At 62.4% G+C, this 14,252-nt stretch carries 15 protein-coding genes; 6 read left to right on the top strand and 9 right to left on the bottom strand.

Going from position 1 to position 14,252, the window contains the following annotated elements:
* Positions 1-275 precede the first annotated feature (275 nt).
* Both PspCFBP13528_RS07190 and PspCFBP13528_RS07185 read left to right on the top strand, forming a co-directional pair.
* Positions 276-1,850 carry an ABC transporter permease gene (locus tag PspCFBP13528_RS07190; RefSeq protein ID WP_137199899.1) on the top strand — a complete coding sequence of 525 codons (1,575 nt, stop codon included), beginning with the start codon at positions 276-278 and terminating at the stop codon, positions 1,848-1,850.
* A complete protein-coding gene (locus tag PspCFBP13528_RS07185; protein WP_137199898.1) occupies positions 1,847-2,662 on the top strand; it encodes an ABC transporter ATP-binding protein in 816 nt (271 codons plus the stop codon). The genes PspCFBP13528_RS07190 and PspCFBP13528_RS07185 overlap by 4 nt, the downstream gene beginning before the upstream one ends.
* Here PspCFBP13528_RS07185 and PspCFBP13528_RS07180 read toward each other — a convergent pair.
* Positions 2,649-3,719 carry a fatty acid desaturase gene (locus PspCFBP13528_RS07180; RefSeq protein WP_137199897.1) on the bottom strand — a complete coding sequence of 357 codons (1,071 nt, stop codon included), beginning with the start codon at positions 3,717-3,719 and terminating at the stop codon, positions 2,649-2,651. The genes PspCFBP13528_RS07185 and PspCFBP13528_RS07180 overlap by 14 nt on opposite strands.
* A gap of 101 nt (positions 3,720-3,820) precedes the next feature.
* Between PspCFBP13528_RS07180 and PspCFBP13528_RS07175 the strand changes: the two genes are divergently transcribed.
* Complete coding sequence (locus tag PspCFBP13528_RS07175) at positions 3,821-4,825, top strand: AraC family transcriptional regulator (protein WP_137199896.1); 1,005 nt, start codon at positions 3,821-3,823, stop codon at positions 4,823-4,825.
* 115 nt (positions 4,826-4,940) lie between these two features.
* On the opposite strand, the gene PspCFBP13528_RS07170 is transcribed toward PspCFBP13528_RS07175, so the two are convergent.
* Positions 4,941-5,306, bottom strand: a complete 366-nt coding sequence (locus PspCFBP13528_RS07170) for a response regulator (protein ID WP_065949982.1) — start codon at positions 5,304-5,306, stop codon at positions 4,941-4,943.
* 100 nt (positions 5,307-5,406) lie between these two features.
* Between PspCFBP13528_RS07170 and PspCFBP13528_RS07165 the strand changes: the two genes are divergently transcribed.
* A complete protein-coding gene (locus tag PspCFBP13528_RS07165; RefSeq protein ID WP_057725353.1) occupies positions 5,407-5,880 on the top strand; it encodes a heme-binding protein in 474 nt (157 codons plus the stop codon).
* A 28-nt stretch (positions 5,881-5,908) separates the two neighbouring features.
* On the top strand, positions 5,909-6,319 hold the full coding sequence (uraH, locus tag PspCFBP13528_RS07160) for a hydroxyisourate hydrolase (protein WP_065949981.1): 411 nt from the start codon (positions 5,909-5,911) through the stop codon (positions 6,317-6,319).
* Here uraH and PspCFBP13528_RS07155 read toward each other — a convergent pair.
* Positions 6,314-7,000, bottom strand: coding sequence for a Crp/Fnr family transcriptional regulator (locus PspCFBP13528_RS07155; protein ID WP_137199895.1), 687 nt, complete (start codon positions 6,998-7,000; stop codon positions 6,314-6,316). The genes uraH and PspCFBP13528_RS07155 overlap by 6 nt on opposite strands.
* A gap of 83 nt (positions 7,001-7,083) precedes the next feature.
* Between PspCFBP13528_RS07155 and PspCFBP13528_RS07150 the strand changes: the two genes are divergently transcribed.
* Complete coding sequence (locus PspCFBP13528_RS07150) at positions 7,084-7,611, top strand: Mpo1-like protein (protein ID WP_137199894.1); 528 nt, start codon at positions 7,084-7,086, stop codon at positions 7,609-7,611.
* Positions 7,612-7,736: 125 nt separating this feature from the next.
* Here PspCFBP13528_RS07150 and PspCFBP13528_RS07145 read toward each other — a convergent pair whose 3' ends face one another.
* The 6 genes from PspCFBP13528_RS07145 to dibA form a co-directional block, all read right to left on the bottom strand.
* Entirely contained in the window at positions 7,737-8,717 is a 981-nt protein-coding gene (locus PspCFBP13528_RS07145; RefSeq protein WP_065949978.1) for a sulfate ABC transporter ATP-binding protein, read from the bottom strand.
* Between the two features lie 3 nt (positions 8,718-8,720).
* Positions 8,721-9,593: a sulfate ABC transporter permease subunit CysW gene (gene cysW / locus PspCFBP13528_RS07140; RefSeq protein WP_101219760.1), complete on the bottom strand. Its 873-nt coding sequence runs from the start codon at positions 9,591-9,593 to the stop codon at positions 8,721-8,723.
* Between the two features lie 13 nt (positions 9,594-9,606).
* Positions 9,607-10,425: a sulfate ABC transporter permease subunit CysT gene (gene cysT, locus PspCFBP13528_RS07135; protein ID WP_065949976.1), complete on the bottom strand. Its 819-nt coding sequence runs from the start codon at positions 10,423-10,425 to the stop codon at positions 9,607-9,609.
* 141 nt (positions 10,426-10,566) lie between these two features.
* Entirely contained in the window at positions 10,567-11,577 is a 1,011-nt protein-coding gene (locus tag PspCFBP13528_RS07130; protein ID WP_137199893.1) for a sulfate ABC transporter substrate-binding protein, read from the bottom strand.
* Positions 11,578-11,723: 146 nt separating this feature from the next.
* Positions 11,724-11,906, bottom strand: coding sequence for a sulfur starvation response protein OscA (gene oscA / locus PspCFBP13528_RS07125; RefSeq protein WP_010565387.1), 183 nt, complete (start codon positions 11,904-11,906; stop codon positions 11,724-11,726).
* Positions 11,907-12,206: 300 nt separating this feature from the next.
* On the bottom strand, positions 12,207-14,120 hold the full coding sequence (dibA, locus tag PspCFBP13528_RS07120) for a phosphodiesterase DibA (protein ID WP_137199892.1): 1,914 nt from the start codon (positions 14,118-14,120) through the stop codon (positions 12,207-12,209).
* Positions 14,121-14,252 lie beyond the last annotated feature (132 nt).

Below are 14,252 nucleotides of genomic sequence, written 5' to 3'. Positions count from 1 at the left end.
GGCAGCTCCTGGTGGGCGACGGTCGCCTGGGGAGCTGAAAGTAGACATAGGCAGATAGAAACTTTAAATACTATAAATTCACAATTTAATAACCTTTTGAACTATGCGAGACAAACCGCAGGCTGCAGCGGGCTATGCATAAACAGCATCGAAAATATTCTCCGAATGCATTGGATGCGTGCCGGGCACGGGCTTTAAATGGACTCTCTTATCGCACAATCATCTTTATTACGTTTTTATAAGATCGGAATCACATAACGAAAGGAAGGTCCCCGATGGCCCGGACCGCACGGTTAAGCCCGCCTCTGACCACCCCCACACTGCGTTGGCCGGCGCTCAGCCCCTGGCTGTTACCGCTGACGCTATTAACCTTGTGGTGGCTGGCCAGCCGTCATCAGTGGATGAGCGAACAAATCCTGCCGCCGCCTGCACTGGTGTGGAGCAGCGCCGTGGAATTGGCGGGCGGCGAGCTATGGAGCCATCTGGCGATCAGTGTGCAGCGCTTGTTCTGGGGCTTGCTGGCGGGAATCGGCGCCGGTGCGTTGCTGGGCGCCTGGCTGGGCTTCAGTGCGCGCGCCGAGCGCCTGGTGTTTCCCACGTTCAGCGCGCTGGCGCAAGTGCCGACCCTGGCGTGGATCCCGTTGTTCATGGTGTTTTTCGGCATCGGCGAAACCCTGAAACTGGTGGTGCTGGTCAAGGCCATCGTGGTACCCGTGACCTTGCATACGCTGGTCGGCGTGCGCGATGCCCAGCCGCAGTTGCGTGAGGCCGCGCGCGTGCTGCGCCTGCCCACCCACCTGCTGATTCGCCGACTGATCCTGCCCGCCGCACTGCCGGCGTTCATGGCCGGTGTGCGCCTGGCCCTGGCGGCCGGTTGGACGTCGCTGCTGGCGGTGGAGTTGCTGGCCTCCAGTGAAGGCATCGGCTACCTGATGGTGTGGGCACGCCAGTTGTTCATGCTCGATATTGTCTTTGTGTGCATCGTGGTCATCGGCGTGCTGGGCGTGGTGATGGACCGTGGCGTCGGCTGGCTGGACCGCAAATGGGTGCACTGGCCGCATCCGGCCACCGCGCACATCCGGCGCGGCCCGCGTTACCAGGGCTGGCAGCGCCTGCAGCCGTGGCTGCTGCCGCTGGGGTTGCTGGCGCTGTGGCAAGTGGCGACGCAGCAGGGCTGGGTCGACGCGAATATCCTGGTGAGCCCATGGACTGTGCTGCAGACCACCGCCACGGGCGTCGTGGATGGCACGCTGTCGGGCGCGCTGGGCAAAAGCCTGGGGCGCACCCTGGGTGGCCTGGCATTGGGCGCCAGCCTGGGGTTTGCCATCGGCTTATGGCTGGGCTTGTCACCGCGCAGCGAGCGGGTGCTCGGCCCTACCCTGGCGGCTTTGCGCCAGATCGCAATCTTTGCCTGGGTGCCGTTGCTCACGGCCTGGTTTGGCCTGGGGGAATTGGCCAAGTGGGTGTTCATTGGCCTGGCGGCGTTTTTCCCGCTGTTTATCGCCACCCAGCGCAGCGTGTTGAACCTGTCACCGCAACTGAACGAAGCCGCGCAGGTGCTGCGCCTGAACCTGTTCCAACGGCTGCGCCGCCTGATACTGCCGGGCGCGGCACCGGGCATTTTCGCCGGGCTGCGCCTGAGCCTGATCTACGCCTGGCTGGGCACCATCGGCGCGGAATACTTCATGCCGTCCAATGGCGGCATCGGCAGCCTCATGATCGGCGCCCAGCAGTTGCTGCGCATGGATTTGATCATGAGCGGCATGCTGCTGGTCGGCCTCACCGGCGCCACCCTCAACCTTATCGGCCAACGCCTTGAAAGCCGCGTCACCGGCTGGAGACACGCATGAACGCACCGATTGTCAGCTTCAACCATGTGGGCAAGTCCTTCGATGTGGATGGCGTCGAGCTGGAAGCCATCCGCGAATTCAACCTGGAGATTGCCGAGGGCGAATTTGTGGCGATTGTCGGTTCGAGCGGCTGCGGCAAGTCCACGCTTTTACGCTTGCTGGTGGGGCTGGATACGCAGTTTCGCGGGCAGATTCAGGTCGATGGCAAAGCCGTGAGCGGCATCGGCAGCGAACGCGGCATCGTGTTCCAGGAACACCGCTTGTTCCCCTGGCTGACGGTGGCGCAGAACATCGGCCTGGGCCTGGTCAATGAGCCCTTGAGCGAGGCCGAGCGCAGCCGACGCATTGGCGACTTTATCGAACTGGTGGGCCTCGCCGACTTCACCCGCGCCTATCCCCACCAACTGTCCGGCGGTATGGCGCAACGGGTAGCGATCGCCCGTGGCCTGGTGGCCAGCCCACGGATTCTGCTGCTGGACGAGCCGTTCGGCGCACTGGATGCGCTGACCCGCCAGCAGATGCAGGACGAACTGCTGGCGATTCGCGCCCGCGCCAAAATCACCACGGTGCTGGTGACCCACGATGTGGAAGAGGCGATCTTCCTCGCCGACCGCGTGGTGGTGATGGAGCCCCGGCCCGGGCGGATCAAGCAGGTGGTCGAGATCGCCCTGCCCCACCCGCGCCAGCGCAGCAGCTTTGAATTCCACCAATTGCGCGAAGAACTGCTGCATGAACTGATCAGCGACGATCACTACCAGCCGCCGGTGCGCGAACAGATCCGCGACCTGCCGCTGGCATTCATTGCTTGCTGAACGCGAGTTCGCTGTCCGGTTGCTCCTCGCGTTCAAACCGATTGGCCCGCGCAAAGGTGCCGAAATCATTGAAGCGCACGCCCATCTCGGCCATGACCTTATGCGCCACCCTGACCGTCATCTGGCGGATATAGAACGGCTCCTTCACCACAAAATGGTGGATGCCGTGGGTGCTGCCGAAATTGAAACAAAACGCCTGCAACGGCCACATCCACCAGGGGTTGAGCACCTGGGTCTGCTGGATCACATTGCCCGGTTCCACATCGCCGTAGTAATGCATGTTGGAGCTGACGAAGTGCAGGCAAAAGGTGCGCAGCACGTTGGGGCCGATGATCACCACCGCCGCGATATCGATCACCTGCATCATCTGCAGCGTCCCGGCTGACCAGTCGATAGGCGCGCCCACCAGGCCGGCGATGCCGTTGGCGGCATGAAAGCCGAGGAAGATGTACCACGCGCCCCAATGCAGCAGCGCCAGCGGTGCGTACACCAGCAACACGCGCTTGAGGATGCTGAACTTGTGCGGCCAGGTCCTGGCGCGCAGCAGGCGGATCATGGCCGACATCATGTTGTCCCCCACCATCAGCAACCGCGCGATGCCCCAGGGCTCGCCGTTGGTGATCGCACGCTCTTCCATATCGGCCTCGGTGCCGGAGACCTTGTGATGATTGAGGTGCAGGTGCCGGCGAATCCACGGGTTGATCGTGCTCGGCCGCGCCAGCCACACCAGGCCCATCATCAGGTTGTGGGGCACGCGCTGCTTGCGAAAGTACATGCTGTGGATCAGGTCGTGCTCCAGCTCATGGGTGAGTGAGGCGAAGAAGGCATTGAGCAGCAGGCACACCCACCAGGCCATGTGACCGCTGATATAGAGCGCCGCCGAACCGATCATGCCGACCAACGCGAGCGCCAGGATGCCCGCGCCCAGCGCATCCTGATGCAGCAGCCAGGGGTGCCGTCGGCGCAGGCGCGCGCCCTCGGCCAGCACCACCTCGCGGATATGCGCCGAACGCTGTTGCGCGTTCATCTGCTGGGGACTTGCACAAGTACCGTCCATGCTTCCATTCTCTTGTGGAGTGATGCCTGCATCCTGCACCCAACCCTGGCGCAGGCCGCTAGCTCCGCACGCCAACCTGTTGACCGCAAGCGCCAATCGCCATGACTGAACCCACCTCCCTCGCCAGCTGGACCCGCGCCCTGCGCAAACAACTCGATGCCCTGGGCCTGGACAGCGCCGCGCTGTGCCTTGAGGCCGGGCTCGACCCGCTGCTGATGGACGACCCGAACGCACGCTACCCGTTGTCGGCCACCACACGCCTGTGGGCACTGGCGGTGCAGGCCAGTGGCGATCCGGCGATTGGTTTGCGGGTGTCGCGGTTTGTCAGCCCCACGACCTTTCATGCGTTGGGTTATGCGCTGGTGGCCAGCGGCAGTTTGCGCGAAGTGTTCGAACGAATCGTGCGCTATCACCAGGTGGTCAGTGATGCGCTGAGCCTGGAGTTGAGCCGACACGGCGACTGCTACCGTTTTCGCCTGCTGCAACCCGAAGGCAGCCCGGCACCGGCGCTGGAAGCCATCGATGCATTTGCGGCGATCTATGTGCGTACCTGCCGCAATCGCCTGGGGCGCGACTACGCACCGCTGGCGGTTTACCTGCGGCGCCCGGCGCCGGCCGACCCCGCGCCCTGGCACAGGGTGTTTCGCGCACCGGTATTCTTTGGCGCCGAGGAAGACCGCCTGGAGTTCGCCGCCCGCGACTTCGACAGCCACCTGGACGATGCCAACCCGGAGTTGGCCGAACACAATGAAACCGTGCTCAAGCGCACCCTGGCGCAACTGCAACCGCTAACCTGGGAGCGCAAGGTGCGCGCCGCCATCGAGGCGCAACTGCCCGACGGCGAACCCGGCGCGGAGCGGATCGCCCAGGCGTTGCATTTGAGTCTGCGCAGCCTGCAGCGGCACCTGGCGGATGAAGGGTGTCGGTTTGATGCGTTGCTCAATGAATGCCGGCAGAACCTGGCGCTGTTGCACCTGCGCGACCCGCAGTGTTCATTGGCCGAGATCAGTCATTTGCTGGGGTTTGCCGATACCAGCAGTTTCAACCGGGCGTTCAAGCGCTGGACGGGGATGACGCCGGGGCAGTTCAGGGAGGGGTTGCGCTAGGTGAATGGGGGTGTTTTTGAGGGCCTCATCGGGGGCAAGCCCCCTCCCACACTTGAAGGTATTCACAGTTCAAATGTGGGAGGGGGCTTGCCCCCGATAGCGGTGTCACTGGCAATCACCGCCCCCGATCACGCCGCAACAATTTCCTCACCCGCGCCACCAACGCCTTGGCGTCAAACGGCTTGAGCAAGTAATCATCCTCATGCAATTCCAACCCTCGCAGCCGATCTTCAATGCCATCCGGTGTGGTCAGGAACAGCACGGGCGTTTCTCCTCGCTGGCGAATCGCCTGCTGCAACTTCCACGCATTCAGGCCCGGCAGCATCACGTCCAGGATCACCAGGTCGTACTCGGTGCTTTCCACAAAGCGCTGCGCCGCCATGCCGTTGGCCGCGACTTCCACGCCGAAACCGGCTTCGCTCAGGCCCTGGGCCATGCGTTGCGCCAGTTGCGGCTGGTCTTCCACTAACAACACCTGCATGCCTTACCTCTGGGTTTGATTACAAACCTGTCATCAAATTGTGCGGCTTTTGACCACGTCCACTGGCTACCGTGACGGCCTGCCATCTGGAGCCCTCACCATGTTTCGCACTGCCTTGTTCCTGAGCCTCGCCGTGGCGACTGCCGCCCAGGCCACGCCGCAACTGCCACGCCACGCCGAGCTGGATCTGCGTACCGCGCGCCAATTGGCCGATGCCGGCCTGGCGCACTGCACCGCCGCGCTGACCGTACTCGACCGTGGCGGCAACCTGTTGCTGAGCCTGCGCGCCGACGGCGTCGGCCCACACAACAGCCTCGCCAGCCAGCGCAAGGCCTACACGGCGTTGTCGAGCAAAACCCCGACCCGACTGTTCGCCGAGCGCGCGCGCAACAACCCCGAGGCCGCCAACCTTAACAGCTTGCCCGAGTTGCTGTTGCTCGGCGGTGGCGTGCCGCTGTTTGCCGACGCCGAGCTGGTCGGCGCGCTGGGCATTGCCGGTGCCGGCGGCGCCGCGCAGGACGAAGCCTGCGCGGTACAGGCGGCCGAGCAACTGGGCCTGAAAATCACCCCTTGATTCCACCCCTGTCAAAAAGGAATTCTCGATGAAAACCCTCAGCATGACCCTCGCCGCCCTCAGCCTGAGCGGCCTGTGCACCCTGGCCATGGCCGCCGGCAACCCGCTGAGCGTGCATGTGCTCAACCTGGAAAACGGCCTGCCCAGCGCCGGCGTCAACGTCACCCTGGAAGAACACGTGGGCGACCAATGGCAATCGCTGTCCCGGGGCGTGACCAATGAACAGGGGCGCATCGCCGAACTGTTTCCCGCTGATCGCAGCATGAAACCGGGCGAGTACCGCGTGGTGTTCAAGACTGGCGACTATTACAAGAAAGCCAACCGCGAAACCTTCTTCCCCGAAGTGCCGGTGATTTTCCAGGTCAAGCAGGCCGACCAGCACTACCACATCCCGCTGCTGCTCAGCCCTTACGGCTTCTCCACCTATCGCGGTTCATAGGCCGGCAGCCAGCCGCAGGCCATTGAGGTCGAGAATCTCGATGGCCCCGTAGCTCAGGCCAAGGACGCCCTGTTGCTCCAGCGCCCTGAGCAGGCTGTTGGTGGTCTGGCGCGACAGGCCGAGCATCGCCGCCAGGTCCTCCTGCGGCAGTTGCAACACCCGGCGTGCTTGCGTTCGCTCACCGTAGCCTTGAGCAATCATCAGCAGCCGATGGGCCAGCCGCGCCGACGCGGGCATCAGGCTCATCTGTTCGATATTGATCAACGACAGGCGCAGCTTGTGGCTCATCAACAGGGCCACATCGCGCCAATACGCCGGATGCCGCTCGAGCATGCCGAGCATCGCCGCCTGCGGCACCTGCGCCAGCGTGCAAGGGCCCGTGGCGAGCGCATCGTGGGTGCGCGGCAGGTTGTCGAACAGGCAGATCTCGCCGAACCAGTAAGGCGTCTCCACCAGGCTCAGCACCGCCTCCTTGCCCTGGGCATTCACCGCGCTGATGCGCACCGCCCCTTCCAGCACCGCATACAGGCCACACGGCGGATCGCCGCGCTTGAACAGAAACTGCCCCGCCGTCAGCGCGCGCACCCGCGCCGCCGCCAGCAGGCTATGCTGCAAGTCTGCTGGCAGATGGCCAAACCAGTGGCCGCTGAGCAGATGCGCGTGCCATTTGCCTGTGTCCATGGGAACTCCGAAGATTGTCGCCCAGTTGACAGTTAGGCGCCGACTGACAGGGCATGATCAAACATCCTACAGGAGGAACAACAATGAAAAGCCTCGTCGACCGCCTCAGTCAATACGCCGCCTACCACCGCGACCCACGCAATATCGCCAGTCATTTCATCGGCATTCCCTTGATCGTGGTGGCGGTCGCCGTGCTGCTGTCACGTCCCGAATGGGCGGCGGGCGCGCTGTGGGTTTCTCCGGCGGTAGTGCTGGCGCTGTTTTCGGCGTGGTTTTACTTGCGCCTGGAACTGGCCCTGGGATTGTTGATGACGCTGTTGATGGGCTTGTCGGTATGGGCCGGGCACGTGCTGGCGGCGCAGAGCACGATGGTGTGGTTGAGCAGCGGTATCGGGATGTTTGTGGTGGGCTGGGTGATTCAGTTTGTCGGGCATTACTACGAAGGCCGAAAGCCGGCGTTTGTGGATGATGTGTCGGGGCTGATTGTGGGGCCGTTGTTTGTGGTGGCGGAGTTGGCGTTTCTGCTGGGGTTGCGGCAGGCGCTGAAGCAGCAGATTGAGCACCGCTCAGGCCCGGTGGCGCGCCGCGATCTCAAGCCCAGTGGAATCTAAATGTGGGAGGGGGCTTGCTCCCGATCGCGGTGGATCAGTCAGAATATGTGTGACTGACACACCGCTATCGGGGGCAAGCCCCCTCCCACATTGGTCCCGTTTTCACATGGGGTTCTGGGGCGTGCTCAGGCTTTTTGCCAGACCTTGGGTTTGAAGAACAGGGTCTCGCCACGGGCCAGGCCGGTCAGGCTGTCGTGGTCCTTCACCACTTCGGCTTCGATCAGCTCGGGCTGGCCTTCGACCTTCAGGGTCACGCGAGTAGTCGCACCCAGCGGCCGGATGTCCCGCACCTCAGCCGCGTGGTGATCCTCCAGCTCATGCCGCGACAGCGACACCTCATGCGGGCGGAACAGCAGGTGTTTGTCCTCGCCCAGGTGCAAGCGGTTGGAGTCACCCAGAAAGTGGTACACAAAATCGCTGGCCGGGTTTTCGTAGACGTCGCCCGGTGAACCGATCTGCTCGATCACGCCCTTGTTCATCACCACGATACGGTCGGCGACTTCCATGGCTTCCTCCTGGTCATGGGTCACGAACACCGAGGTCAGGTTGATATCCTCGTGCAAGCGCGCCAGCCAGCGCCGCAGTTCTTTGCGCACCTTGGCATCGAGGGCGCCGAAGGGCTCGTCCAGCAGCAGCACCTTGGGCTCCACCGCCAGGGCCCGGGCCAGGGCGATACGCTGGCGCTGGCCGCCGGAGAGTTGTTCCGGGTAGCGATCGGAGAGCCAGTCGAGCTGCACCATGTTCAGCAGTTCGTGAACCTTGCTCGCGATCTGGCTTTCAGTCGGGCGCTGGTTTTTCGGCTTCATGCGCAGGCCGAAAGCAACGTTGTCGAACACGGTCATATGGCGGAACAGCGCGTAGTGCTGGAACACAAAGCCCACATTGCGATCACGCACATCGTGACCGGAGACGTCCTCGCCGTGGAACACGATGCTGCCGGCGTCCGGGGTTTCCAGGCCTGCAATGATGCGCAGCAAGGTGGTCTTGCCGCAGCCGGAGGGGCCCAGCAACGCCACCAGCTCGCCACTCTGGATATCCAGGTTGATGCTGTCCAGGGCCTTGAAGGCGTTGAAGTTCTTGCTGACATTACGGACTTCGATCGACATGACTTATTCCTCACCGGCGCTGTTGCGCAGGCGGTTGATTCGGTTCTCGCTCCACTGCTTGAGCAGCAGGATGAAGAGCGCCAGGATCAGCAACAGGCTGGCCACCGCAAAGGCGGCGACGTGGTTGTATTCGTTGTAGAGAATCTCGACGTGCAGCGGCAGCGTGTTGGTCACGCCGCGAATATGGCCGGACACCACCGACACTGCGCCGAACTCCCCCATGGCCCGCGCCGTACAGAGCACCACGCCGTAGATCAGGCCCCACTTGATGTTCGGTACGGTGACATGCCAGAACATCTGCCAGCCGTTGGCCCCGAGCAGGCGCGCGGCTTCTTCTTCCTGGGTGCCCTGCTCCTGCATCAGCGGGATCAGCTCACGGGCCACGAACGGCACGGTGACGAAGATGGTCGCCAGCACGATACCGGGCAAGGCGAACACGATCTGGATGTCATGTTCCTGCAGCCAGGGGCCGAAAAAGCCCTGGGCGCCGAACATCAGCACGTAGACCAGGCCTGCGATCACCGGGGACACCGAGAACGGCAGGTCGATCAGCGTTACCAGGATGCTTTTGCCACGGAATGAATATTTGCTCACGCACCACGCGGCGCTGACGCCAAACACCAGGTTGAGCGGCACCGAGATCACCACGGCGATCACCGTGAGTTTCAGCGCCGACAGCGCGTCCGGTTCAAGGATCGCGGTGAAGAACGCGCCGAGGCCATTCTTCAGGCCCTGGGACACCACGATCAACAACGGCAGTAGCAGGAACAGGGCGAACACCAGCCAGCCGAGGCCAATCAGGATACGGCGCGAGGTGGCGCTGCCACGCCGGGCGGCGTTGGCCGAGGACGCGGCGGAGATAGACGATTGGGACATGTTCCGCGCCTCCTTATGGACGTTCGATGCGCCGCTGCAACAAGTTGATCAGCAGCAGCAGGACAAAGGAAACCACCAGCATCAGCACACCGATAGAGGTGGCGCCGCGGTAGTCGTACTGGTCGAGCTTGACCATGATCAGCAACGGCAGGATTTCGGTTTTCATCGGCATGTTGCCGGCGATGAAAATCACCGAGCCGTACTCACCGACGCCACGGGCGAAGGCCAGCGCGAAACCGGTCAGCCAGGCCGGCAACAGGGCCGGCACGAGGATGTGGCGGAACACTTGCAAAGGCTTGGCGCCCAGGCAGGCGGCGGCTTCTTCGACTTCCCGGGGGATATCGGCCAGTACCGGCTGCACCGTGCGCACCACGAAGGGCAAGGTCACGAAGGTCAGCGCCAGGGTAATGCCCAGCGGGGTGTAGGCGATCTTGAAGCCCAGGTCGGCGGCGAACTGGCCCACCAGACCGTTGGGCGCATACAGCGCGGTCAGCGCGATACCGGCCACAGCGGTGGGCAAGGCGAACGGCAAGTCGATCATCGCATCGATGATCTTGCGGCCGGGGAAGGTGTAGCGCACCAACACCCAGGCCAGCAGCGTGCCGATCACGCCGTTGATCAGCGCGGCGTACAACGCGGTGCTGAAGCTCAGTTTCAACGCCGCCAGCACGCGGGGTGCGGAGATGATGTTCCAGAACTGATCCCAGGTGAGTTGAGCGGCGTGTACAAACATCGCCGCCAGGGGGATGAGTACGATCAGGCTGAGGTACACCACGGTGTAGCCCAGCGTCAGCCCGAAGCCGGGTATGACGGGGGAAATACGACGCGACATAAGAGTCCTTGGTTAAAGGGTAGAAACCACTGTAGGAGCGAGCTTGCTCGCGAAAGAATCAAGGGCACCGCGCTCATTCAGAATGTACGCGTTATCGTTGACGACCTTCGCGAGCAAGCTCGCTCCTACAGGTACTTTGGCTTACTGCGCCGTGTAGATCTGGTCGAACACGCCACCGTCGTTAAAGAATTTCGGTTGGGCAGTTTTCCAGCCGCCGAAGTCTTTGTCGATGGTGACCAGGTCCAGTTCAGGGAACTGTTGGGCGTATTTGGCGGCGACTTTCTCATCGCGTGGGCGGTAGAAGTTTTTCGCCGCAATCTCCTGGCCAGCCGGGCTGTACAGGTGCTTGAGGTATTCGGTAGCGATCTCGGTATTGCCCTTTTTCTCGGCGTTCTTGTCGACCACGGCCACCGGCGGCTCCGCGAGGATCGACAGGGACGGCACGACGATGTCGAACTTGTCGGCGCCGCCGTCTTCCTTGAGCGCCAGGAACGCTTCGTTTTCCCAGGCCAGCAGCACGTCGCCCTGACCGTTGTTGACGAAGGTGATGGTGGAACCGCGTGCGCCGGTGTCGAGGATCGGCACGTGCTTGAACAACGCTTGAACGTATTCCTGAGCCTTGGCTTCGCTGCCGCCGGTCTTCAGGCCGTAGGCCCAAGCGGCGAGGAAGTTCCAGCGCGCACCGCCGGAGGTTTTCGGGTTAGGCGTGATCACCGATACGTCTTTCTTGATCAGGTCGCCCCAGTCCTTGATGCCTTTGGGGTTGCCCTTGCGCACCAGGAACACGATGGTCGAGGTGTACGGGGTGCTGGCGTCCGGCAGGCGGGTTTGCCAGTTTTCCGGCAGGGTCTTGCCCAGCTTGGCGATTTCGTCGATGTCACCGGCCAGGGCCAGGGTCACTACGTCGGCGCGCAGGCCGTCGATCACCGCGCGACCTTGCTTGCCCGAACCACCGTGGGATTGCTGGATCTTGACGTTGTCGCCCGGGTGGGACTGCTTCCAGAAGGTGGTGAACTCAGCGTTGTAGTCCTGGTACAGCTCACGGGTCGGGTCGTAGGAGACGTTGAGCAACTCGTAGTCCTTGGCAACGGCGGTACCGGCAAACACGGCACTGGCCAGCGCGGCCAGGGCATAACGGCGAATCGACGACATAGAAGCTCCTGAAATTCTTATGTTGGCGCAACCTTGCAGGAGCGAGCTTGCTCGCGAAAAAACCAGGAGCACCGCGTTAAACCTGATGCGCTGCGTTATCGTTGGCGTTTTTCGCGAGCAAGCTCGCTCCTACTCGTGGCTTATTCTTAGGCGGGTTTGTTACCCGGGTTCTGCAGGCGGAATTTTTCCTTGCGTTCGATCTGCACCACTTGAGCGTTGTGTACGGTGATTTCCACCGCGCCAAACCGCAGATCGCGCAGGGCGCTCTGGATCTCACGCAAAATGGCTGCTTCGTCCTGGCCGTCGACGCTACGTAGAGATGCGCTCATGGTCTCGCTCCTGAAATGAATAGTGCCTGGCAGTGGCGGCACTGCTTGCGGCGTGAGAGCGATAGTAGATAAGCGGGGATATTCTTAAAAATACTATTTAAGAATGTTTATATAACCAGAAAGAATTTTCTGCTGGGGCGTGGGGTTGCGCGTGGGTTTTGAACCACAGCACTGAAATAAAGCCTTGTGCAGTTCCAATGTGGGAGGGGGCTTGCCCCCGATAGCGGTGTGTCAGGTTAGTGACTCTTGGCTGACCCACTGCCATCGGGGGCAAGCCCCCTCCCACACCTGGACTGCATTTCAAGCTCGGATGGCGGGTGCTTGTGCCCAATTGATCTCGTCAGCCGGCACCGGCTTTCCAAACCAGTACCCCTGCCCCATGTCGCATTCCTGGTCCAGCAGGAAGCGGGCCTGCTCCACCTGCTCGATCCCTTCGGCATGCACCTGCATGCCCATGCTTTTGGCCAGGGCGATGACCACGCGCACGATGGCGGCGTCGTCTTCATCCCACGGCAAGCCGGCGACAAAGCCCTGGTCGATCTTGAGTTTCTGCACCGGCAGGCGCTTGAGGCGCAACAGCGAGGAATAGCCAGTGCCGAAGTCGTCGATGGCCAGGCGCAAACCCAGCTCGCGCAGGCGGTGCAGTTGTTCAAGGGCGACTTCCGGGTCGTCCATCACCGCGCTTTCGGTGACTTCCAGCTCAAGGAAGGCTGGATCCAGCCCTGTATCGTGAAGCACCTGGCCCACGTGGTCGTAGAGTTCGCGCCGGGCAAACAGCCGGCTGGACACGTTGACCGCGATAAACCCCAACGGCGCGCCGTCCGCCAGCCATTGGCACATCTGGCGGCAGGCCTGGTTCATCACCCAGGCGTCGATGTCGGCGATCAACCCGGTGCGCTCGGCGATGGGGATAAATTCGCCCGGCGGCACCAGGCCGCGTTCCGGGTGCTGCCAGCGCACCAGCGCTTCGACGCCAATCAGGCGGCTGTCCTGCAGGCCGTGCACCGGCTGGTAGTAGACGCGCAGCTCCTGCTGGTCGAGGGCGCGACGCAGTTCGCTGGCGATTTCCACACGGTTCTGCGCGTGAGCCGTCAGTTCCTCGGTGTACAAGGCGTAGCCCTCACGGCCCGCGTGCTTGGCCTTGAACAGGGCCGAGTCGGCGTTGCGCAACAACTGCTCGGCGCTCAGCGCATCGCTGGGGAACAGGCTGATGCCGATGCTGGCGCTGATAAACAGCTGGTTGCCGTCAAACACAAACGGCTCCTTCATGGCATCGAGCATGCGCTGCGCCAGGGCCGCAGCCTGCATCACCTGGGGGCAACTCTCCGCCAGCACGGCGAATTCGTCGCCGCCCAGGCGCGCCAGGGTCACCCCAGGCCCGAACAGCCCCGTCAGACGCACGGCCACCAGCTTGAGCAGTTGATCGCCCACATTGTGGCCCAGGCTGTCATTGATGATCTTGAAGTGATCCAGGTCCAGCAGCAGCAATGCACAGCCACGTTTGTGCACTTGTGCCGAGGCCAGCGCCTGCTCGGCGCGGTCGGTGAACAGCAGACGGTTGGGCAGGTCGGTCAGCGGGTCGTGATGAGCCAGGTGCGCCAGTTCGTGTTCGGAGTCCTTGATGGCGCTGATGTCCGAAAACACCGCGACATAGTGGCTGATGTGGCCTTGCTCATCGCGGATGACGCGGATGGTCTGCCACTGTGGGTAAACTTCTCCGCTCTGGCGTCGGTTCCAGATTTCGCCGCTCCACTCACCGCTGCGTTCGAGGGTCTGGAACATCTGCTGATAAAAACGCGACGAATGGCGCCCGGACTTGAACAGGCTGGGTGGCTTGCCCATGACGTCTTCGCGCCGATAGCCGGTGATCTCCATGAATGCCCGATTGACGTGCACGATCAGGCCCCGGGCATCGGTGACCAGCACCCCTTCGCGGGTGCAATCAAAGACCGCAGCGGCTTGTTGCAGGCGCTCACGGTTTTCCTTAATGGGCAATTGCAGCTGGTGGGCCCGGGCGAAACGCACGCCCATCACGTAGATAGCCAGCGCGCTCAGGCCCACCCAGACATAGCCGCGCAGTTGCAGCCAATGCGCCAACGCCTGGGGTTCATCGATAAAGTTGATCAATAAGTGGTGGCTGAGCCTGAGCCATACAATGGAAATCAGCAGGTATACCAGCCCCGTACGTAGGGCTCCTCGGTATGAAAACAGCATATGGTCAGTAATCCTTACCAAAAAAACAGAATCGCCCTACGAAGGCTGAGGATTATAGAATAAGAAACATCCAGTCACTCCTATCTGAAAGGGTGGCTGGTTTTCTCTGTAGGCTTAGTGATAATGCATGAG

The sequence above is a fragment of the Pseudomonas sp. CFBP13528 genome (assembly GCF_005233615.1).
Lineage (GTDB): Bacteria > Pseudomonadota > Gammaproteobacteria > Pseudomonadales > Pseudomonadaceae > Aquipseudomonas > Aquipseudomonas fluorescens_AM.
Note: the sequence above shows the minus strand (reverse complement) of the source record. Positions and strands in the feature narration are given on the sequence as shown.